The organism is Segeticoccus rhizosphaerae (genome assembly GCF_005222685.1).
In the GTDB taxonomy this organism is placed as follows: domain Bacteria; phylum Actinomycetota; class Actinomycetes; order Actinomycetales; family Dermatophilaceae; genus Segeticoccus; species Segeticoccus rhizosphaerae.
Map to the genome: position 1 here is coordinate 17,048 of NZ_SWMA01000002.1, position 20,250 is coordinate 37,297.

A 20,250-nucleotide genomic window follows, 5' to 3' on the forward strand; every position below is an offset into this window, starting at 1 on the left:
CAGGGCTGCGTTAGCGTGGCCCGGTCGCGGTAACATCAAGGGAACTTGAGGTCGAGGTGTGGACAAGAGCAACCTGTTGTCGATCGGCGAGGTGGCCAGGCGCGCCGGCGTGGCCCCGTCGGCCCTGCGCTACTACGAGACGTTGGGCCTGATCAGCAGCACGCGCACGGCTGCCGACCGCCGCCGTTACGAACGCGCGGTGGTGCGGCGCATCGCGGTCATCCGGGCGGCACAGCGGGTCGGGCTGAGCCTGCACGAGATCACCGAGGCCTTCCGCGACCTCGACCCGCACCGGGCACCGAACAAGGCCGAGTGGAGCCGCATCTCGCGCAGGTGGCGTCCGCTCCTCGAGCAGCGGATCGCCGACCTGGAGAAGCTCCGCGACGACCTGACGGGGTGCATCGGCTGCGGTTGCCTGTCCCTGAAGAGCTGCAGGCTCTACAACCCCGACGACGTCCTCGGCACCGAGGGCTCGGGCTCACGCCGCCTCTTTCCCGACGACGGCTTCACGACGGACCCCGCATGACTCTCGCCTCTGCGATCAGAGCCCGAGCCGGTCCACCGCAGCCGTTCGATAGCCTGAGCGCCACCAGCAATCACCCCGCTCGACCACTCGACGCACAGGAGTAAGCCGCTCATGGCCAAGATCATCTACACGCTCACCGACGAAGCGCCGATGCTGGCGACCTACTCCTTCCTGCCCGTCGTCCAGTCCTTCGCGGCCACGGCCGGCGTCGACGTGGAGACCCGCGACATCTCCCTCGCCGCTCGCATCATCGCCGCGTTCGGCGACCGCCTGCCGGAGGACCAGCGGGTGGGCGACTCGCTCGCCGAGCTGGGGCAGCTGGCCACCACGCCGGAGGCCAACATCATCAAGCTGCCCAACATCTCCGCATCGCTCCCCCAGCTCAAGGCCGCGATCGCCGAGCTCCAGGGCCAGGGCGTCGAGCTTCCGGACTACCCGGACGAGCCGACGACCGACGAGGAGCGCGACACCCACGCCCGCTACGACAGCGTCAAGGGCAGTGCGGTCAACCCGGTGCTGCGCGAAGGCAACTCGGACCGTCGCGCCCCCGCCGCCGTGAAGAACTACGCGCGCAAGCACCCCCACTCGATGGGTGCGTGGAGCAAGGACTCGCGCACCGACGTCGCCACCATGGACGCCGACGACTTCCGGCACAACGAGCAGTCCGTCGTCCTTCCCCAGGACGACACCCTGACCGTCCAGCTCGTCGCCGACTCGGGCACCACCGTGCTCAAGGAGATCCCCGTCCTGCAGGGCGAGGTCGTCGACGCCACCGTGATGCGCGCCGCCGCCCTCGAGGCGTTCCTCAAGGACCAGGTCGCGCGCGCCAAGGCCGACGACGTGCTCTTCTCGGTGCACCTGAAGGCGACGATGATGAAGGTCTCCGACCCGCTCATCTTCGGCCACGTCGTGCGTGCCTTCCTGCCTGAGGTCTTCACGCAGTATGGCGAGCAGCTGGCCGCCGCCGGGCTGTCCCCCAGCAACGGGCTGGGCTCGATCATCGCGGGCCTGGACTCGCTGCCGGCAGACGTGCGCGACGGCGTCCGGTCGGCGATCGACAAGGGGTTGGCCGACGGCCCGAAGCTGGCGATGGTCAACTCCGACAAGGGAATCACCAACCTCCACGTGCCGAGCGACGTCATCATCGACGCCTCGATGCCGGCGATGATCCGGACCTCCGGTCACATGTGGGGCCCGGACGGCGAGGAACACGACACGCTCGCCGTCATTCCCGACAGCTGCTACGCGGGCGTCTACCAGGCCGTCATCGACGACTGCAGGGAGCACGGCGCCTTCGACCCCACGACGATGGGTTCGGTGCCCAACGTCGGCCTGATGGCGCAGCAGGCGGAGGAGTACGGGAGCCACGACAAGACCTTCGAGATCCACGAGTCGGGCCGCGTCCAGGTGGTCGACAGCGCGGGCGAGGTGCTGATGGAGCACGAGGTCGCGCCCGGTGACATCTGGCGTGCGTGCCAGACCAAGGACGCCCCGGTGCGCGACTGGGTCAAGCTGGCCGTGACCCGGGCGCGGGAGTCACAGACCCCGGCGATCTTCTGGCTCGACCCGGAGCGGGCACACGACGCCAACCTCACTGACAAGGTCAAGACCTACCTCGCCGACCACGACACCGAGGGCCTCGACATCAGCATCATGTCGCCGGTCGAGGCCACCAAGCTGTCGGTCGAGCGCATCCGCCGCGGCGAGGACACCATCTCGGTGACCGGCAACGTGCTGCGCGACTACAACACCGACCTGTTCCCGATCCTCGAGCTGGGCACCAGCGCCAAGATGCTGTCGGTCGTCCCGCTGATGGCAGGCGGCGGACTGTTCGAGACGGGTGCCGGCGGGTCCGCGCCCAAGCACGTCCAGCAGCTGCTGGCGGAGGACTACCTGCGCTGGGACAGCCTGGGCGAGTTCCTCGCGCTGGCCGAGAGCTTCCGTCACGAGGCGAGCGCCGGCAACGCGCACGCGCGCGTCCTCGGAGACGCCCTCGACCGCGCCACCGAGACGCTGCTCAGCGAGAACAAGTCACCGGCGCGCAAGGTGGGCCAGATCGACAACCGCGGCAGCCACTTCTACCTGGCGCTCTACTGGGCCCAGGAGCTCGCCGCACAGACCGCCGACCCCCAGCTCGCCGAGGCGTTCACCCCGCTGGCTGCGGCGCTGGCCCGGGACGAGGACCGGATCAACGAAGAGCTGATCAGCGTCCAGGGCCATCCGGCCGACATCGGCGGCTACTACCGCCCCGACCCCGACAAGGCCGCCGAGGTCATGCGCCCCTCGGCGACCCTGAACGCAGCGCTGGCCACGATCTCCTCCTGACCCCGCTCGGGGTGCCGAGGGCGGTCAGGACGGCACCGCGTCAGGATCGGTGTGCCGTGTCCGGCGCCACCCGGTCGTCGAGGCCCTCGAACCAGGTCGTGCCGGTGAACTCGAGCGCCCGGTCGAGCTTGAACCGAGAGCTGGTCGACAGCTCCGGCAGGCCGGACAGGTCGAACCACGCGACCTCGAGCGACTCGTCGTCGGCCACGTGCGCCAACCCGCTCACGTAGCGGCACCGGAAGGTCAGGTCGAGGTACTGCGCCCGGTCGCCGCCCGGGTAGACCACCGGCGGCTGCACGTGGGTGCTGGTCAGCGCCTCGACGGCTGCCACGACACCGGTCTCCTCGAGGATCTCGCGCAGGACGCCGGTGGCGGGCTGCTCGCCGGGCTCGAGAATGCCGCTCGGCAGCGACCAACCCCCGGTGTCCGCGCGACGGCCGAGCAGCAACCGGTCGCCGTCGAGCACGACGCCGGTTGCGCCCGACATCGGCAGCAGGTCGTGCCCGATCTTCGAGCGCAACCGCAGGACAAAGTCTGGGACGGGCATGGCCCCGACGCTATCGGCCGACGGCGCACGCCCCTCCCGGACACCCATCGTCGGGTGGCGGGAGGGGCGTGCCGGAGGCGGTCATGCGGCGAGGTCGAGCGACTCCCGGGGGTGCTGCCGCACCAGGACGACGATCATCACCAGGGTGAGCGCCAGCAGGCCCGCCGAGGCCAGGAAGGCCTGGTCGGCCCCGACCGCGAACGCGTGGTGAGCCTGGGCCACCGCACCGGCACCGGGTAGGGCCTGGGCCCCGCGGCTCGCGCTGCCGAAGACGGTCACGAGCACGGCCAGACCGAGCGAACCGCCGACTTGCTGCATGGCGTTCATCAGGCCGGACGCGGCGCCGGACTGCTGTGCAGGCACCCCGGAGAGCCCCACACTGGTGAGCGGCACGAAGGCCGCACCGTTGCCAGCACCGAACAGGATGAGCGGACCGAGCACGTCGAGGTAGGAGTCACCGGCCCCGAGGCGGGAGAGCCACAGCATGCTGAGCGTGGAGAGCGCGAGACCGGCCAGGATCACCCGTCGCGGGCCGAACCGCTCCACCCACACGCGCGCGCTGAACTGTGCGGAGGTGAACAGCGCCACCGTGACCGGCAGGAACGCCATACCGGTCGTCAACGGCCCGTAGCCGAGCACGTCCTGCAGGAACAGGGTGAGGAAGAAGAACATCCCTGTCATCCCGGCCACGAGCAGGAGCCGGCCGATGTAGGCCCCGGCGCGCCCGCGGTCGGCGAACAGGCCGAGCGGCACGACCGGCATCGCGGCACGCCGCTCGATCAGCACGAACGCCGCCATGAGCACGGCGCCCAAGGCGAACGAGGCGAGTGTTGTCGTGCTCTGCCAGCCGTCCGAGGCCGCGTGGACGAAGCCGTAGACGAGGGCCGTCATCCCGACGGTCGAGCTGATCGCGCCACCGAGGTCGAAGCGACCGGCGGCCCGCGCGCTGTTGCGCACCACGACGAGGGCGGCGACGAGCAGGCCGAGGCCGACGGGCACGTTGACGAACATCACCCAGCGCCAGGACGTCCACTGGACGAGCATGCCGCCCGCGACCAGGCCGATGGCGGCGCCGCCGACCGAGGCCGCGCTGTAGAGCCCGAGGGCCCGGGTGCGCTCACGCCCCTCCGGGAACTCCGAGGCCAGCAGCGCGAGGACGGCCGGAGCGGCGAGGGCCGCGCCGAAGCCCTGCACACCGCGCGCCGCGAGCAGCCACCACCCCGCCGTGGCGAGGCCGCCGGCGAGCGAGGCGAGGCTGAAGACGGCGACCCCGGCGAGGAACACGCGGCGACGTCCGAAGATGTCACCCGCCCGCGCTCCGAGCAGCAGCAGGCCGCCGAAGGCGAGCGTATAGGCGTTGAGCACCCAGGACAGGCCGCTCGAGGTGAAACCGAGGGCCTGCTGGATGGAGGGCAGCGCCACGTTGACGATGCTCATGTCGAGCACCACCATCAGCTGCGCGACGAGGATGACGGCGAGCAGCACGGTCTTGCTGTGACGAGGCTGCGCGGGCGCAGGTGCGCCGCGCAGCAGGAGGTTAGTCTGAGAGGACATTGAGGTGGTTCCTTCGAGGTATCATCGGTAAGTGGAGGCGCCCTCCATTACGATACGGAGGCGTCCTCCACTTCGCAAGAGGTTTCGGACGACGAATTTCCGAGCACGTTCTCGGACCGAGATGACGGAGGTGCCCCAGGTGGTGACGCCCAAGGCGTCGGACGCGGCGACGACGGAGCGCCCCCTGCGCGCCGACGCGCAACGCAACCAGGCCAAGCTGATCGAGGCGGCCCGCGCGGAGTTCGTCGAGCACGGCGCCGACGCCCCGCTGGAGGACGTCGCCCGCCGCGCGGGCGTCGGCATCGGCACCCTCTACCGCCGCTTTCCCACCCGGCTCGACCTGCTCGAGGCCATCTACAGGAACGATGTCGACGCGATCGCCGGCCGGGCCGTGGAACTGGCCGACGAAGCCGACGTCTGGTCCGCGTTCCGCACCTGGATCACGGAGTTCAGCGCGTATGCCGTGTCCAAGCGCGCGTTGTTCCAACAGCTCTTCGACGCCATCGGCAAGGGTTCCGCCACCATGACGCACTCTCGTGAGACCGTCTCCGCGGCGATGACCACGATGCTCGAGCGGGCGCAGCAGGCAGGTGTCGTGCGGGCCGATGTGTCTGCCTCCGACGTCACCCGCCTGGTGGGCGGCTGCACGATGATGGGCGCGCTCGAACCCGACCAGGCCGCGCGGATGGTCGAGGTCGTGCTGGACGGCCTGCGCGCCTGAGTCCCACTGCTTCCTGTTGCGGGGCGAGCGGCCCCTCGAGGGAGCGCTCCCCTCTCACGACTGCCCCGGTCCCGATGACTCGCCCCGATCTGCTGGCGCACACGCTGCTAACGTCGCTTTCGTACCCAAACTCATTCGCCTGAAGGGGTCGTCACCGTGAGCACCACACCCATCAAGGTCGCCGTGACCGGCGCCGCCGGCAACATCGGCTACAGCCTGCTCTTCCGCATCGCAAGCGGCGCCCTGTTCGGCCCGGACACCCCGGTCGAGCTGCGTCTGCTCGAGATCACGCCCGCCCTCAAGGCGCTCGAGGGCGTCGTCATGGAGCTGGACGACTGCGCGTTCCCGACCCTGGCCGGTGTCCAGACCGGCGACGACCCCAAGAAGGTCTTCGAGGGCGTCAACCACGCGCTCCTGGTCGGCGCCCGCCCCCGCGGCCCGGGCATGGAGCGCAGCGACCTGCTCGAGGCCAACGGCGGGATCTTCGCACCGCAGGGCAAGGCGCTCAGTGAAGTCGCCGCGGACGACGTCAAGGTCACCGTCACCGGCAACCCGGCCAACACCAACGCCCTGATCGCGATGAGCAACGCGCCCGACATCCCGCGCGAGCGGTTCACCGCGCTCACCCGGCTCGACCACAACCGTGCGACCGCCCAGTTGGCCAAGAAGCTGGGCGTGCCGGTCACCGAGATCAGCAAGCTGTCGATCTGGGGCAACCACTCCTCGACCATGTACCCCGACCTCTTCCACGCCGAGGTCGGCGGCCGGGGCGCCGTCGAGGCGGTCGGCGACCAGACCTGGATCGAGGAGACCTACATCCCGACCGTCGCCAAGCGCGGCGCGGCGATCATCGACGCGCGCGGCGCCTCCTCGGCCGCCTCCGCCGCGTCGGCGACCATCGACCACGCTCGTGACTGGCAGCTGGGCACCGACGGGCGCTGGGTCTCCATGTCGGTGCCGTCCGACGGCTCGTACGACGTGCCGGAGGGGCTGATCTGTTCCTTCCCGGTGACCGTGGAGGACGGGAAGTGGCAGATCGTGCAGGGGCTCGAGATCGATGACTTCTCGCGCGCCCGCATCGACGCGTCGGTCAAGGAGCTCACCGAGGAGCGCGACGCCGTGAGCAAGCTCGGCCTGCTCTCCTGACGGCCGCGACACGACGGCCCCGGCAGCACCAGCTGCCGGGGCCGTTTCGCGTCTGTCGCCTCGGCGGGACTCAGCCTTCCAGCGAGATGGGCGGCCGGGCCCGCGTTGCCGACTGCGCTGCGGTGGTCGGCAATGCTGCGCCGGGTGCGATCCCAGACGTCGATGACGATGCCGCGGGGGCCGCGGCTGTTGCCGCGCCGTTGACCGAACCCGGACCGCGGGGGCGCATGTCCAGGACCGAGAGCACTCCCGCCAGGACCGCGGCCAGCGCGAGCATGACCACGACGTCGGTCGCCCGCGAGCGCACCGCCAGGCTGCCGGCGGCGGCAGGCGGAAGCACCAGCCGCAAGAACGCCGACAGGGCAAGGGAGCCCGCGATGACGTAGCCACCCCGCAGCAGGTGGCCGTCAGCGATGAGGAGCAGGCCCACCACGAGTCCGGCAGCGAGCACCCACCAGACCCCGAGCGGGCGGTCGCTCATGCTCGCTGGCGTTCGGCGGCCTCGACCACGTTGGTCAACAACATCGCTCGCGTCATGGGCCCCACCCCACCGGGGTTCGGCGAGACCCACCCAGCCACCTCGTCGACGCCGTCGGCCAGATCACCGGCCACCTTGCCGTCGACCCGGGACACGCCGACGTCGATGACGGCGGCACCGGGCTTGACCATGTCGGGGGTGATGAGGCCCGGCTGCCCGGCTGCGGCAACCACGATGTCGGCCTGCCGCACGAGCCCCGGCAGGTCGCGGGTCCCTGTGTGGCACAGCGTGACGGTGGCGTTCTCGCTCTTGCGGCTGAGGAGCAGGCCGAGGGGGCGACCGACGGTGAGTCCGCGACCGACGACGACGGCGTGCGCGCCGGCGAGCGGCACGTCATACCGGCGGAGCAGCTCGATGATGCCGATCGGGGTGCACGGCAGCGGCCCCGTCTCGCCGAGCACCAGACAGCCGAGGTTGAACGGGTGCAGGCCGTCGACGTCCTTGGCCGGGTCGACGCGGGAGAGGAGGGCGAATTCGTCGAGTCCCGTGGGTTGCTGGACGAGGAACCCGGTGCACGCGGGCTCGGCGTTGAGCTCGTCGACGACCGCCTCGACCTCCGCCTGGGTGGACGTGGCGGGTAGGTCGCGGCGGAGGCTCGCGATGCCGACCTCCTCGCAATCACGGTGCTTGGCACCGACGTACCACCGGCTGCCCGGGTCATCCCCCACGAGCACGGTCCCAAGACCCGGGACGATTCCGTGCTCCCGCAGTTCGGCGACGCGCGACTTGAGCTCTGCCTTGATCGTCGCGAGGGTGGCCTTGCCGTCCAGGAGAGTTGCCGTCACGGGACCTCATCCTGCCATGGCCGATCCCGACGGACGATGACTGTCGGCGCCGCCTGCCCGGCGGTGGTCCATTACTGGCCCGATCACCTCGGCCTCCAACCCGACCACCCTTGGCGCCGACGGCTGCGCGAGCATCGACATGTGCTTCGACCGCTCGGACCGCGAGGCCTCGTGGGAATGATTCTCAGTTGAGCGGCGTTGTCGCGAGTGGCGGGCGTTGTGCCTGTCACTGTCCCGGCTGGCCGCTCGGGGCAGCGTTCGTAGGCCTTTTGTCGACTCACGAGCCAGTCAGGACACCACGATGAGCACGCCCACCCTCGACCGCCCCGACCTGCGTGATCCGAGCACCGGAAGGGTGCTGCCGCTGGCGGCCACCCGACCGTTGACCAAGAACGACCGGTGCGACGCACTCGGGTCGGTCCCGGACGCCAAGGGACGGCGGATGCGTCCGGGAACCTGCGGTGTCGAAGCACTGGTGCGTGCCTGGATCCCCCGGGTCGACCGGCCGTTGTACTTCCGCGGGCACCACTATCGCGCCCACGAGCCCCGACTGCTCGAGGCCGGCGCCTTCGTGCACGACGAGCGTGATCGCGTGGCTCCCGCTGCCGTGACGCAGGGCTGAATCTCTCGTTGTTCGCGGGCGATTCCGGACGTCGTCGACGCGGCGCTCACCCCAGCAGCTGAGTCCGGATTCAGGCGCTGGCTCGGCGCGCGGCCTGTGAGCGCCTCCGGCCGGCAGCGACGCTCGCCATCGCCGCAGCGGCCAGCGTGATCGCGAGACCCAGCACGACCTGGGTGCCGATCTGGCCCCTCGTGCGGGGCGAGGCGAGGTCCAGCGCGAGTGCGGTAAGCAGCTGTCCCGACAACGTGACCAGCCCGAAGAGCAACACGCCCGTGTGACGGACCGCCCAGGCCGCCAGGGCGATGAACCCGATCCCGCACAGCCCGCCGAGCCAAGACCACCACGGAGGCGTGCCGGCGCCCGAGCCTCCGCCGTCGGACCGGGCCAGGGCCACGATCCCGGTGAGGACCAAGAGCAGCACGGTGCCGGTCGCGAAGTTGAGCCAGGTCGTCGACAGCGGCTGCCGGGACACCCCGTTGACCTTGCCGTTCACCGCCTGCTGCGCGGCGGACGAGACACCGACGAGGAAGGCCAGCACGGCCGGGAGCAGCGCGACCGTCGAGGTGCCGTGCTCGCCGAAGACGGCGACGGCGACCCCCACGATGGCCAGCAGGGCGGCGAGCATCCTGGCCCGGGTGACGTCGGTGCGGCCGGCCGGGCCGAGCCCGAGCCGGTCCACGCCCAGCCCGCTGAGGGTCTGGCCCCCGACCACCGCGACGGTGAACAGGGCCACGCCGACGAGCGGCACGGCGTACGTCTGCACCGCCACCAGACAGGCGCCGGACAGTCCGCCGATGCACTCCCACCAGCACAGCTCACCCGACCGGACCGCCGCAGGGACGCGGGCCATCCCCCGGCGCAGGGCCGGGACGAGCAGCAGGGCGGTGAGCAGGGCCAGCCCCGAGCCGAAGCTCCACAGCGCTGCCTCCATCGACTGCCCGAGCCGGTGGCTGAGCTCACCGTTGATCCGCGACTGCACCGCGATCAGCGCGCCGCCCGCCGCGGCTCCCGCCAGCGCCAGGCCGAAGAGCCGGTCCCCCGCCCCGCCTGTGCTCACCTCAGACCGCTTTGCTCGATCCGGGCCGCGTCTGACGCCCGCAAGAGCGGTCCGAGTCGAGCAAAGCGGTCCGAATCGAGCACGGGCACGGTCAGTGGAAGAAGTGTCGGGTGCCGGTGAAGTACATCGTCACGCCGGCCGCCTGCGCCGCCTCGATGACCTCCGGGTCGCGCTTCGAGCCGCCCGGTGCCACGACCGCACGCACCCCGGCGTCCAGCAGCACCTGCAGCCCGTCGGCGAACGGGAAGAACGCGTCGGAGGCCGCGACCGAGCCGCGCGCCCTCTCCTCCCCGGCGCGCCGGACGGCCAGGTGGCAGGAGTCCACCCGGTTGACCTGGCCCATGCCCACGCCGACCGACGCCCCGTCGTGAGCCAGCAGGATCGCGTTGGACTTGACCGCCCGGATCGCGCGCCAGGCGAACTGCAGGTCCGCGAGCGTGGCCCCGTCGGCCGCCTCACCCGACACGAGCGTCCAACGCGACGGGTCGTCGCCGGTCGGCTGCCCGTCTGCGCCCGTGCCCTCGGCGTCGATCTGGTCGACGGCCTGCATCAGCATGCCGCCGCTGATCGGGCGCGTCTCGACGTCGTCCGCGGTGCGCGCCCGGCCGGCGGGCAGCTGGAGGATGCGAACGTTCTTCTTGCGGGTCAGCACCTCCAGCGAGCCCTCCTCGTAGGAAGGCGCCACCACGACCTCGGTGAAGATCTCCGCGACCTGCTGCGCCAGCTCGACGCTCACCGGACGGTTGGTGGCGACGATGCCGCCGTAGGCCGACTGCGGGTCGCAGGCGTGCGCCTTGCGGTGGGCCTCGGCGATGTCCGCGCCGACCGCGATGCCGCAGGGGTTGGCGTGCTTGATGACCGCGACCGTCGGCTGGTCGCCCTGGTCGTGCGCCGCCCGCACCGCGGCGTCCGCGTCGACGTAGTTGTTGTAGGACATCTCCTTGCCGTGCAGCTGCTCCGCCGACGCGATGCCGCTGCCCCAGCTGCGGTAGAGCGCCGCGCGCTGGTGCGGGTTCTCCCCGTAGCGCAGCACCGTGGACCTGTCCCAGGTCGCCCCCACCCAGGCCGGGAAGCCGGTGCCACCCGAGGTGTCGGTGAGGACGTTGCCCATCCAGGAGGCGACGGCCACGTCATACGTCGCGGTGTGCACGAAGGCCTCCGCCGCGAGCTGCTGCCGCTGCTCCAGGGTGAAGCCACCGCCGCGGGCCGCCTCCAGGACGAGCGCGTATGCCGTGGGGCTGGTCACGATCGCGACGCTGGCGTGGTTCTTGGCGGCCGCCCGCACCATCGACGGCCCGCCGATGTCGATCTGCTCGATGCACTCCTCGGGCGACGCCCCCGACATCACCGTGTCGACGAAGGGGTAGAGGTTCGAGACGACGAGGTCGAAGGGCTCGACGCCGAGTTCGCCCAGCTGCGAGACGTGTTCGGGGTTTCGCGTGTCGGCGAGGAGGCCCGCGTGGATCTTCGGGTGCAGCGTCTTGACCCGGCCGTCCAGGCACTCCGGGAAACCGGTCACCTCCTCCACTCGCGAGACCGGGACCCCGGCGTCCGCGATGCGGGCCGCGGTCGAACCGGTCGAGACCAGCGCCACCCCGGCCTCGTGCAGGCCGCGGGCCAGCTCCTCCAGGCCGGTCTTGTCGTAGACGGAGATGAGGGCACGCTTCAAGGGACGCTGGGTGCTCACGCGAGGGTGACCTTCCGTTGGGTGATGGTGAATCCGTGACGGCACATGCGGCCCACGCAGTCGACGAGCAGGCTGCGCTCCGCCGTCTTGATCCGCTCGTGCAGCGACTCCTCGGTGTCGCCGTCCACGACCGGCACGGGCACCTGGGCGACGATCGGGCCGGTGTCGATGCCGGCGTCGACGACGAACAACGTGCATCCGGTGACCTTCACGCCGTACGCGAGGGCGTCCCGGGCACCGTGCATGCCGGGGAAGGACGGGCAGAGGGCGGGGTGGGTGTTGACGTAGCGCCCGCCGAAGCGATCGAGGAAGGCCTCACCGGCGAGCTTCATGAAGCCGGCCGAGACGACCAGCGCCGGGTCGTAGGACGAGACGCGGTCGGCGAGCGCCTGGTCCCACTCCTCGCGGGTCGGGAAGTCCGTGACCCGCAGCACGAAGGTGGGGATGCCGGCCCGCTCGGCCCGGGCCAGTCCCTCGATGCCGTCGCGATCGGCTCCCACGGCGGCGATCCGCACTCCGTAGGCGGGATCGGCGCTGGCGTCGATCAGCGCCTGGAGGTTGGTGCCGGTTCCGGAGACGAGCACGACGATCGGGTGGGGCGTGCCCGAGGTTCCGGCCCGGGCCGACCCGGTGTCAGAGGCACTCGTCACGATGAGAGACGATATCCGAAGGTCCGGTGCGCTCCGGACCCGAGTCGAACGCCGAGCACGGGGGTGAGGAATGTCCACCGGCGAGAGCCGCAAGGCGCCTCGCGGACTCGTGCACTCCCGTCGCGCCGCCGTGCTCATGCTGCTCGGCTTCCTCGCCACCGAGATGCCGATGCCCTACCAGGCGGTGGCGCTGGTCGCCCTCGTGCCGGCCGCGTTCGAGTCGGTGCGGGCCATCCGGCTGCTGAACCACGACGGCGCACCGCGGGCGACCACCCTCTGGTCGGGAGTGGGCCTGGTGCTGGTGGTGGGGTTGTCGGCCGTGGTGGCCCTGTCGGCGGGCGCCTACGCGTTCAACCGCGACTTCCGCGAGTGCATGCAGGGCGCCAACACCCACGCCGCCGTCGCGGACTGCCGGCAGCAGGGCGGCACCGGGCCGCTCAGCGACTTCCTGCTCAGCGGCTGACCAGTGCTCGCCGGGCCCACTCGGGGGCAAGGACGCGTAGGTCGTCCAGCTCCAGAGCGAGTGCGAGCGCCACGGCCGCGGCGCTCGAGGACACGGCCCGCTCGTCCAGGCCCGCGACGGGTTCGAACGGGATGACCTCCACCCGTGAGCCATGGCCATGACCGCCGTTCACCATGCGCCAGGTCCCGACGACCCGGCCGTCGTGCAGCAAGCCCGGTGAGAACATCCCGTTCTCCCGGCGCCAGATCCGGGGCAGGTGCCGCGGGTCGAGGAACCGCCCACGGCCAGGTCCTTCGTAGCCCAGCAGCAACCCGTCGTACTCCGGCAGCAGCACCGTCCCCGGGTCGGAGCCGCCACGCGGGGGTTCGGCGAGGTCGAGGTAGGTCGCGGCCCCGGGCCCGGTGAGTCGCACCACCGCGTCCCCCAGCCGGTCCAACGCCCGGTCCACGTCACGCAGCCGGACGCCCATCCACCACGCGACGTCCCGCCTGGTCGCCGGCCCGTAGGCGCCCAGGTGCAGCCTGACGAGTTCGTCGTGCGCGTGGTCGAGGTCCCGGCCGCCGTCCCCGCCGTCGAGGAGGGTGCTCCCCCGGCCCGGCTCGCCCGGTCGCAGGTGCCGGTGCCAGGTGTCGGTGCGGGTCTCCCAGCGCTGGTCCGGAGGTCGCCGCACCAGCGCCGAGTGCCCCCAGACCAGGTTGGCCGCCGCCGTCGTCAGCGCGGGCCGCGGCGACCCTGCCCGCGCGGCGAGCCAGTCGCGCACCTGGGCGACCAGTTCATCCCGCTCGATCCAGTCGGTGGCGATCCTTTCGATCTCGGCGGTCAGCGTCTCGGGCTCGACCGCGTCCAGCCCCAGCAGGTTGCGCAGCATCAGCGCCCGCGGACGACGCGAGACCGCGTCCAGCAAGGGGTGCAGCTCTCGCTTCGAGGAGTGCACGGTCCCACGCAGGTTGCTCCCCTTCACCAGATCCTCGGACTCGAACGCCGCCACGATCTCGGCGTAGGGCACTCCCGGCAGGCGGGACGCGGCGAAGAGGAAGGCGGCCCTCGGCACCTGCGTCTGCACCGGCCCGAGCCGCTGGTACAGCTCGACCACCGCGGCCCGGCGCCGCCCCCGCACCCTCGGGAACTGCCGTCGCAGCGTCATCGTGGCCAGGCGCTCGCGGGTCAACCTGCGCGTCATACGGACACCTTCCCAGCCCGCGCCGGCACCCGGACCTCCCGCACACCTTAGAAGTTGCTGGGACTTGGCGTCACCGGTGACGCCAGGTCCCAGCAACTTCGAGAGGGGTGGGACGAAGAGGGCGCGTCAGAGGCGGGACTGGCGCCAGTGCGCGACCGACACCACCAGCAGGGCACCGGCCACCAGCTCGAGCAGCAGCACCCCGGCCACGCTCACGGCGTGCACCCCCACACTGGCGAGGTGGTCGGTGCCGAGGGACCCGCTCGCCAGCGCCGCGAGGGCACCGAGCAGCGCTGCGGCGAGCACACAGGCCGTCGCCGCGGCACGCGCCTTGGCCCGCCAGGTGGCCAGACGAGTGGTCGCCCGCAGACTCCGCCAGCCGACCACGCCGCCGATCGCGACCGGCACGAGGACCGACAACCACAACCCCGGCGGTAGGGTGCCCGGCTGCGGCAGGGCCCCGAACACGGGCACCAGCGGCAGCACCCCGGGATCCACATGGGTCCAGGTCACCACCACGTCACCGACCGCAAAACCGGGCCCGGCCACCCAGCCGAGCGCCCACAGCACCAGGTTGGGCAGGGCGAGCGCTTGACCGACCGACAGCACGGTGGCACCCACGACGCCGGCGCCGAGCTCGTCATACAGCCGACCGATCCGGGACAGGTGGGTGACCAGCACCAGGACGACCACGAGCAACCCCGCGAGCAGGAGCAGGCCCGCGCCGACCAGTGCCGGGCGCACCGCCTTGCGCAACCAGGCCGGCGTGCGACGGCCCAACCAGAGCGCGACCTCCTCGCTCAGGCCGCCGACCCCGCTCCGGTGCTCGCGCCACAGTCCGAGCAGCAGCGCGACGACCGGCACGAGCAGCACCCCCGGGACGAGGCCGGGCAGCGAGACCCGGGCGGCTCCCGACGCGACCACCGGCACGAGGAGTCCGGTCACGGCATACGCGAGCACGAACAGCGTCAGCTGGGCCATCGCGGGGCAGCGCCACCCCGGGCCGGCCGTGGCACCCGGCCAACCGGCGAGACGGGCCAGGAGCTGCCGCGCCGCAGCCAACGCGACCAGCAGTGGCACGGCGGTCAGCAGCAGCGGCATCATCCGCAACGACACCGCGCCCACCTGCAGCGACGCGCCGTGCGCGAGGACCCAACCGTCGACGCCGACGCCGAGGGCGGAGCTCCACGAGGTGGTGGTCCGCGGATCGGTCATCCACGCCACCAGCACCGGGAGACAGAGCAGGATCATCGACGCCAGTGCGGCGAGGACGCCCGCGCCAGCGGCGAGGCCACGCAGGTGCCACGGTCCGGCCTCCGCGTCGGAGCTGGATCCGGTGAGGTGGCGCGTTCGTTCGAGCAGAGTCATGACGCCTCCATGGTCGCGGTTGGATCACGATCCGCGGCGAGGCGCGCCGAGTGGGGCACTATTTGGGACACGCGCCACAGCCGCGGCAGATCGCACGCAACCGGGCGGCGTCCCCGGGCGTCTGCTCAGGTGACGGGCCATCCGACCGCCCGCGGACAGCCGAGGGAGGTGGGCAGGTGGCAGCCAACGGCCGGCCGGAGCAGGACTTCGAGGAGTTCTACCGCGCGACCGCGACCTCGGTGATCCACCTCGTCTACGCCGCCACCGGCGACCTGACGTTGGCGCAGGACAGCACGCAGGAGGCGTTCAGCCGAGCGTGGCAGCGCTGGTCGGCCGTGAGCACGTATGACGACCCGCGGGCCTGGGTGCGCACGGTCGCCAGGCGCCTGGCCATCTCGTCGTGGCGCAAGACGACCAACCAGCGCAGCGCCCACCTGCGACACGGTCCCGGCGCCGAGGTGCCGCCACCCGACGAGAACCGGGTGGCCGTCATCGAGGCGCTGCGGACGCTGTCCGCGCCGGTCCGCGAGTCCGTCGCGCTGCACTACATCGCCGACCTGTCGATCGACCAGATCGCCGCCGAGACCGGCACACCCGCGGGGACCATCAAGGCCCGCCTCCACCGGGGCAGGGCCCAGTTGGCCTCCGCCCTCACCAGCGAGGAGTCCCGTCATGGCTGAGCAGGAAAGGTGGACGCAGGAGCAGGACCAGCAGCTGCGTGCCGCGCTCGGGACGCTGCGCCACGACGTCGAGGCCCAGCCGTTGCCGGACGTGCGCTTCGTGATGGCCCGGGGCAACGCGCGCCGCCGGCGCCGCATCTCGATCGGCGCCGCTGCCGCCGCCGCCGTGCTGGTCCTCGGTTACACCGGGGTCCAGCAGCTCGACCCGGACGCCAGCCTGGCTCCCGCGGCGACCGTGTCGCCCGTGGCGCCCGACGGGGCACAAGCCGATCCGAGCAGGCCCCTGGCCATCGCCGGGCCGCTCCCCCTCAGCGCCGAGTGGGGCCGCGCACTGGGAAGCACCGGCGTGGTGCGTCTCGTGCCGGCCCCCTCGGACCAGCCCGTCCCCGGCCCCTGTCCTGCCACGGCCCCCGGCGAACGCGTGCGGGCGGAGGACGTGCGCGCCGAGCCGGCTGGTTGGAACGGTGAGCAGTCGCTCTACCGCGCGTCGTCGGCGAGCGCCGGAGACCGCGCAGTCGAGACGATGCTGACCCGGGTGATGGCCTGCAACGGCACCGCGGTCACCACGCAGGGGTCCGGATCGGAGTGGCCGAGGATCCTGCTGATCCGCGGTGGTGCGGGCGTCCAGTCGTGGGTCGCTGTCGCGCACAGCGGCGCCGACACCAGCGTCCTCGCGGTCAGCGGCACGATCGGGGACCAGCAGGTCGCCCGCAAGCAGGTGGGCGACCTGGCATCCGTCGCGCAACAGCGACTGGAGCAGACCAGCGGCGCTGACCTGTCCAGGTCGCCCGGTGGTCCGGCACCCACCGCCACGCCGCCTGCGGCAGGTCCCACCACCGGCTCCACGGGTGGGTCCACCGACGACGAGCCGATGCACGTCGTCGGCCCCCGTCCGTTGCTGGACGGCGCACTCTTCGTGCCCGCCAGCGCCTGGTCCGCTCCGGGCCTTACCCACGGCGCGGCGACCCGCTCGGTGACCGGCGACTGGGAAGGACAGGCCGCGATCAGCAACTGCGACGCCGACACCGCGCAGGACGGGGCGCCGGGCGCGGGCCGCTTCGGGATCGTCTCCGTGGCGACCGCGACCGACGGGACGTTTGTCGGCAGGCAGCGGGTGCGACTGACCAGCGACGACGCGGCGGCGACGGCGGAGCGTGACCGGCTCGTGCAGGCGTTGCGCACCTGCGCGGCGCGGGTCGAGGGCATGACCGTCACCCCGGACCCCGACCACGCCGGGGCGTTCCGGCTCGACTTCGACAACCCCCATGGCGGACCGGTGATCACCACCTGGGTGGCGGTCACGACCCAGCGCACCACCGGTGCCGTGTCGACCTTCGCGCTGACCGGCGGCGTCCCCGGCGACGAGGGCTTCAGCCAGCTGCAGCGTCTGGTGGGTCTGGCCGGGCAGCGGTGAGCACCCGGCATACCGGCCTCGCGCACGAGGCCATCCAACCCACGGTGACCGGAGCCGGTGCCGCGCCGGGGCCGAGTGCTACTTGGCCAGGCCCTGCATGATCTCCTTCATCAGGCCGGCGGTCTCGGACGGCGTCTTGCCGACCTTGACGCCGGCGGCCTCGAGGGCCTCCTTCTTGGCGGCCGCGGTGCCGGACGACCCGGAGACGATCGCGCCGGCGTGGCCCATCGTCTTGCCCTCGGGGGCCGTGAAGCCCGCGACGTAGCCGACCACCGGCTTGGTGACGTGGTCCTTGATGTAGTCGGCCGCGCGCTCCTCGGCGTCGCCGCCAATCTCACCGATCATCACGATCGCGTCGGTCTCGTGGTCGGCTTGGAAGGCCTCGAGCGCGTCGATGTGGGTCGTGCCGATGATCGGGTCCCCGCCGATGCCGATGGCGGTCGAGAAGCCGAACTCCCGCAGCTCGTACATCATCTGGTAGGTCAGCGTGCCGGACTTGGAGACGAGCCCCACCCGGCCGGCCTCGGCGATGTTGGCCGGGATGATGCCGGCGTTGGACTTCCCGGGGCTGATCAGACCGGGGCAGTTCGGGCCGATGATGCGGGTGGTGCCGGCCTGCTGGGCGTAGGTGAAGAACTCCGCGGTGTCCTTGACCGCGATCCCCTCGGTGATGACGACCGCGAGCGGGATCTTGGCGTCGACGGCCTCGACCACGGCCGCCTTGGCGAACTTCGCCGGCACGAAGATCACCGACACGTCGGCGCTGGTCGCCTCGACCGCCTCGGCGACGGAGCCGAAGACGGGAACGGAGACGCCGCCCTCGAACTCGACCTTCTGACCGCCCTTGCCGGGCGTGACGCCACCGACGATGGTGGTGCCGGAGGCCAGCATGCGCTGGGTGTGCTTCTTGCCCTCCGAGCCGGTCATGCCCTGGACGATGACCTTGGAGTCAGCGTTGAGAAAAATGGCCATGAGTGGGAGCCCTTTCAGTTCGCGGCCGAAGCCAGCTCGGCAGCCTTGCGGGCCGCACCGTCCATGGTCTGCTCGATCGAGACGAGCGGGTGCGCCGCCTCGGCGAGGATGCGGCGACCCTCCTCGACGTTGTTGCCGTCCAGGCGCACGACCAACGGCTTGGTCGCCTGGTCGCCGAGGGCGTTCAACGCACCGACGATGCCGTTGGCCACCGCGTCGCACGCCGTGATGCCACCGAAGACGTTGACGAAGACGCTCTTGACCTGCTCGTCACCCAGGATGATGTGCAACCCGTTGGCCATCACCTCGGCCGAGGCGCCACCGCCGATGTCCAGGAAGTTGGCCGGCTTCGGCTGGCCGGCGACGTCCTCACCGGCGTAGGCGACGACGTCCAACGTGGACATGACCAGCCCGGCACCGTTGCCGATGATGCCGACCGAGCCGTCCAGCTTGACGTAGTTGAGGCCCTTCTCCTTGGCCGCGGCCTCGAGCGGGTCGGCCGACGCCTGGTCCTCCAGCGCCGCGTGGTCGGGGTGGCGGAAGCCCGCGTTGTCGTCGAGGGTCACCTTGCCGTCGAGGGCGATGATCGTGCCGTCCTGGGTCTTGACCAGCGGGTTGACCTCGACCAGCGTCGCGTCCTCCTCGCGGTAGACGTCCCACAGCTTGCCGAAGGTGTCGACCAGCTGCGGCAGCAGGTCATCGCCGAAGCCGGCTGCCTGCGCGATCTCGGTCGCCTTGGCCTCGTCGATGCCGACGAGCGGGTCGACCTCGATGCGGGCCAGCGCCTCGGGCCGCTCGACCGCGAGCTGCTCGATCTCGACGCCGCCCTCCTTGCTGCACATCGCCAGGTAGGAGCGGTTGGCACGGTCCAGCAGCACGGAGAAGTAGTACTCCTCGGCGATCTGGGCGCCCTGCGCGATCATCACCTGGTGGACGGTGTGGCCCTTGATGTCCATCCCCAGAATCGCCTCGGCGTGGGTGCGGACCTCATCCGGCGTCTTGGCCACCTTGACGCCACCGGCCTTGCCGCGGCCGCCGGTCTTGACCTGGGCCTTGACGACGACCACGCCGCCGCTGTCTGCGCCGATCGTCTCGGCCGCAGCCACGGCCTCGTCCACGGTCTTGGCGACGGCACCGGCCAGGACCGGGACGCCGTGCGCCTCGAACACGTCACGTGCTTGGTACTCGAATAGGTCCACGAGCGAATCCGTCCTCGTCGTCGAAGGGATGGTCCGACGGCAGACTAGTCCTGCCACGGCCCATGCGGTCGGCGCGGGTGCCGTGACCACCGGAATGCGAGCGATCTCACCGCGCTCCCGATCGGAGGCAACCCGAGCCGCCGCCGGCGCGTCCAAGTCGGCATGATGACGTCCATGACACGCGCGATCCGGACCCTCGGCATCCCGGCCACGGTGCTCGTCCTCGCCGCGTGCGGCTCGAGCGAGGTCGGTGGGGGCACCGGACCGGCTTCGTCCACGCCCGTCAGCAGCGAGAGCACGCAGAGCGGCCCGGCGACCGGCCTGCCAAGGCCGACCGCCCCGGCGACGTCGCCCACCTACGGCCAGGGCCCCCATGGGCCGGATGCCTCCCGAGTTCCCTTCCCGATGACGGTGTCACGCACCGGTGGCATCGCCGGTTTCCGCGACCGGGTGGTGCTGCAGGCGGACGGCACCGCGACGGTGACGCGCAGGGCGAGCTCCCCCCAGCGCTGCCGGGTCGACACCGCCCTGATGGAGCAGATCCGGGCCTCGGTGGACGGCGTCGACTGGCCGGTCCCCGGCTCCTCCCGCGCCACGCCGCCGGGCAAGATCGCCGACCAGATGTTCGTCACGGTCACGAGTGGTCGCCACAGCGCTTCCCTGGACGACCCGGGGCTGGGCAAGCTCGCCGCGCCGCTGAGCAGGCTCCTGGGTGATATCACCCAGCCGCCGGCCGAACGCACCCTCTGCCAGCCCCTGTGACACGGGCACACCAGCGGGACCGGCCGTCATACCTGCTGGTATGACGGCCGGTCC

20 protein-coding genes are annotated in these 20,250 nt (G+C 71.6%); 9 read left to right on the forward strand and 11 right to left on the reverse strand.

The genetic code is table 11. The features are described 5' to 3' along the window. The first annotated feature begins 58 nt into the window (after positions 1-58). Together soxR and FCN22_RS01600 are read left to right on the forward strand one after the other, a co-directional pair. Positions 59-526: a redox-sensitive transcriptional activator SoxR gene (gene soxR / locus FCN22_RS01595; RefSeq protein WP_202911341.1), complete on the forward strand. Its 468-nt coding sequence runs from the start codon at positions 59-61 to the stop codon at positions 524-526. Between the two features lie 111 nt (positions 527-637). Then, the gene (locus FCN22_RS01600; RefSeq protein ID WP_137119794.1) at positions 638-2,851 is read left to right on the forward strand and encodes an NADP-dependent isocitrate dehydrogenase; all 2,214 of its coding nucleotides are present in this window, start codon (positions 638-640) and stop codon (positions 2,849-2,851) included. A 40-nt stretch (positions 2,852-2,891) separates the two neighbouring features. Here FCN22_RS01600 and FCN22_RS01605 read toward each other — a convergent pair whose 3' ends face one another. Together FCN22_RS01605 and FCN22_RS01610 are read right to left on the reverse strand one after the other, a co-directional pair. Continuing rightward, positions 2,892-3,398 (reverse strand): NUDIX hydrolase, encoded by a 507-nt coding sequence (locus FCN22_RS01605; RefSeq protein WP_137119795.1) that lies wholly within the window; start codon positions 3,396-3,398, stop codon positions 2,892-2,894. 81 nt (positions 3,399-3,479) lie between these two features. After that, positions 3,480-4,952: an MFS transporter gene (locus tag FCN22_RS01610; RefSeq protein WP_137119796.1), complete on the reverse strand. Its 1,473-nt coding sequence runs from the start codon at positions 4,950-4,952 to the stop codon at positions 3,480-3,482. 139 nt (positions 4,953-5,091) lie between these two features. Between FCN22_RS01610 and FCN22_RS01615 the strand changes: the two genes are divergently transcribed. Next, positions 5,092-5,673, forward strand: coding sequence for a TetR/AcrR family transcriptional regulator (locus FCN22_RS01615; protein WP_202911342.1), 582 nt, complete (start codon positions 5,092-5,094; stop codon positions 5,671-5,673). 156 nt (positions 5,674-5,829) lie between these two features. Continuing rightward, the gene (locus FCN22_RS01620; RefSeq protein ID WP_137119798.1) at positions 5,830-6,819 is read left to right on the forward strand and encodes a malate dehydrogenase; all 990 of its coding nucleotides are present in this window, start codon (positions 5,830-5,832) and stop codon (positions 6,817-6,819) included. 70 nt (positions 6,820-6,889) lie between these two features. Here the strand turns inward: FCN22_RS01620 and FCN22_RS01625 are convergent, their stop codons facing one another. Both FCN22_RS01625 and FCN22_RS01630 read right to left on the reverse strand, forming a co-directional pair. Beyond that, positions 6,890-7,300 (reverse strand): DUF3017 domain-containing protein, encoded by a 411-nt coding sequence (locus FCN22_RS01625; RefSeq protein WP_137119799.1) that lies wholly within the window; start codon positions 7,298-7,300, stop codon positions 6,890-6,892. Further along, positions 7,297-8,142, reverse strand: coding sequence for a bifunctional methylenetetrahydrofolate dehydrogenase/methenyltetrahydrofolate cyclohydrolase (locus FCN22_RS01630; protein WP_137119800.1), 846 nt, complete (start codon positions 8,140-8,142; stop codon positions 7,297-7,299). The genes FCN22_RS01625 and FCN22_RS01630 overlap by 4 nt, the downstream gene beginning before the upstream one ends. A gap of 301 nt (positions 8,143-8,443) precedes the next feature. Here FCN22_RS01630 and FCN22_RS01635 point away from each other — a divergent pair, with 301 nt between their 5' ends. Next, positions 8,444-8,764 (forward strand): DUF7455 domain-containing protein, encoded by a 321-nt coding sequence (locus FCN22_RS01635; protein ID WP_137119801.1) that lies wholly within the window; start codon positions 8,444-8,446, stop codon positions 8,762-8,764. A gap of 70 nt (positions 8,765-8,834) precedes the next feature. Here FCN22_RS01635 and FCN22_RS01640 read toward each other — a convergent pair whose 3' ends face one another. From FCN22_RS01640 to purN, 3 genes are all read right to left on the reverse strand, one after another. Continuing rightward, positions 8,835-9,821: a DMT family transporter gene (locus tag FCN22_RS01640; protein WP_137119802.1), complete on the reverse strand. Its 987-nt coding sequence runs from the start codon at positions 9,819-9,821 to the stop codon at positions 8,835-8,837. A gap of 91 nt (positions 9,822-9,912) precedes the next feature. Next, positions 9,913-11,508, reverse strand: a complete 1,596-nt coding sequence (gene purH / locus FCN22_RS01645) for a bifunctional phosphoribosylaminoimidazolecarboxamide formyltransferase/IMP cyclohydrolase (RefSeq protein WP_137119803.1) — start codon at positions 11,506-11,508, stop codon at positions 9,913-9,915. Continuing rightward, the gene (gene purN, locus FCN22_RS01650) at positions 11,505-12,158 is read right to left on the reverse strand and encodes a phosphoribosylglycinamide formyltransferase (RefSeq protein WP_238384448.1); all 654 of its coding nucleotides are present in this window, start codon (positions 12,156-12,158) and stop codon (positions 11,505-11,507) included. The genes purH and purN overlap by 4 nt, the downstream gene beginning before the upstream one ends. 70 nt (positions 12,159-12,228) lie before the next feature. Between purN and FCN22_RS01655 the strand changes: the two genes are divergently transcribed. After that, on the forward strand, positions 12,229-12,621 hold the full coding sequence (locus tag FCN22_RS01655; protein ID WP_162308098.1) for a hypothetical protein: 393 nt from the start codon (positions 12,229-12,231) through the stop codon (positions 12,619-12,621). Here FCN22_RS01655 and FCN22_RS01660 read toward each other — a convergent pair. Together FCN22_RS01660 and FCN22_RS01665 are read right to left on the reverse strand one after the other, a co-directional pair. After that, entirely contained in the window at positions 12,611-13,801 is a 1,191-nt protein-coding gene (locus tag FCN22_RS01660; protein WP_137119806.1) for a DNA glycosylase AlkZ-like family protein, read from the reverse strand. The genes FCN22_RS01655 and FCN22_RS01660 overlap by 11 nt on opposite strands. A gap of 126 nt (positions 13,802-13,927) precedes the next feature. Continuing rightward, on the reverse strand, positions 13,928-15,169 hold the full coding sequence (locus FCN22_RS01665) for a cell division protein PerM (protein ID WP_137119807.1): 1,242 nt from the start codon (positions 15,167-15,169) through the stop codon (positions 13,928-13,930). Between the two features lie 176 nt (positions 15,170-15,345). Here FCN22_RS01665 and FCN22_RS01670 point away from each other — a divergent pair, with 176 nt between their 5' ends. Both FCN22_RS01670 and FCN22_RS01675 read left to right on the forward strand, forming a co-directional pair. Further along, positions 15,346-15,849, forward strand: coding sequence for a SigE family RNA polymerase sigma factor (locus tag FCN22_RS01670; RefSeq protein ID WP_137119808.1), 504 nt, complete (start codon positions 15,346-15,348; stop codon positions 15,847-15,849). Next, positions 15,842-17,263, forward strand: coding sequence for a hypothetical protein (locus FCN22_RS01675; RefSeq protein WP_137119809.1), 1,422 nt, complete (start codon positions 15,842-15,844; stop codon positions 17,261-17,263). The genes FCN22_RS01670 and FCN22_RS01675 overlap by 8 nt, the downstream gene beginning before the upstream one ends. A gap of 78 nt (positions 17,264-17,341) precedes the next feature. On the opposite strand, the gene sucD is transcribed toward FCN22_RS01675, so the two are convergent. Together sucD and sucC are read right to left on the reverse strand one after the other, a co-directional pair. Further along, a complete protein-coding gene (sucD, locus tag FCN22_RS01680; RefSeq protein WP_137119810.1) occupies positions 17,342-18,235 on the reverse strand; it encodes a succinate--CoA ligase subunit alpha in 894 nt (297 codons plus the stop codon). Between the two features lie 14 nt (positions 18,236-18,249). Further along, on the reverse strand, positions 18,250-19,434 hold the full coding sequence (gene sucC, locus FCN22_RS01685; protein WP_137119811.1) for an ADP-forming succinate--CoA ligase subunit beta: 1,185 nt from the start codon (positions 19,432-19,434) through the stop codon (positions 18,250-18,252). 174 nt (positions 19,435-19,608) lie between these two features. Here sucC and FCN22_RS01690 point away from each other — a divergent pair, with 174 nt between their 5' ends. Beyond that, positions 19,609-20,196, forward strand: coding sequence for a hypothetical protein (locus FCN22_RS01690; protein ID WP_137119812.1), 588 nt, complete (start codon positions 19,609-19,611; stop codon positions 20,194-20,196). The last annotated feature ends 54 nt before the right edge of the window (positions 20,197-20,250 follow it).

Coding starts and splice junctions, on each gene's coding strand:
- FCN22_RS01600 (WP_137119794.1), top strand. CDS start 638: ATGGCCAAGATCATCTACACGCTCACCGACGAAGCGCCGATGCTGGCG.
- FCN22_RS01605 (WP_137119795.1), bottom strand. CDS start 3,398: ATGCCCGTCCCAGACTTTGTCCTGCGGTTGCGCTCGAAGATCGGGCAC.
- FCN22_RS01655 (WP_162308098.1), top strand. CDS start 12,229: ATGTCCACCGGCGAGAGCCGCAAGGCGCCTCGCGGACTCGTGCACTCC.
- FCN22_RS01675 (WP_137119809.1), top strand. CDS start 15,842: ATGGCTGAGCAGGAAAGGTGGACGCAGGAGCAGGACCAGCAGCTGCGT.
- FCN22_RS01690 (WP_137119812.1), top strand. CDS start 19,609: ATGACACGCGCGATCCGGACCCTCGGCATCCCGGCCACGGTGCTCGTC.
- FCN22_RS01660 (WP_137119806.1), bottom strand. CDS start 13,801: ATGACGCGCAGGTTGACCCGCGAGCGCCTGGCCACGATGACGCTGCGA.
- FCN22_RS01625 (WP_137119799.1), bottom strand. CDS start 7,300: ATGAGCGACCGCCCGCTCGGGGTCTGGTGGGTGCTCGCTGCCGGACTC.
- FCN22_RS01635 (WP_137119801.1), top strand. CDS start 8,444: ATGAGCACGCCCACCCTCGACCGCCCCGACCTGCGTGATCCGAGCACC.
- FCN22_RS01665 (WP_137119807.1), bottom strand. CDS start 15,169: ATGACTCTGCTCGAACGAACGCGCCACCTCACCGGATCCAGCTCCGAC.
- FCN22_RS01610 (WP_137119796.1), bottom strand. CDS start 4,952: ATGTCCTCTCAGACTAACCTCCTGCTGCGCGGCGCACCTGCGCCCGCG.
- sucD (WP_137119810.1), bottom strand. CDS start 18,235: ATGGCCATTTTTCTCAACGCTGACTCCAAGGTCATCGTCCAGGGCATG.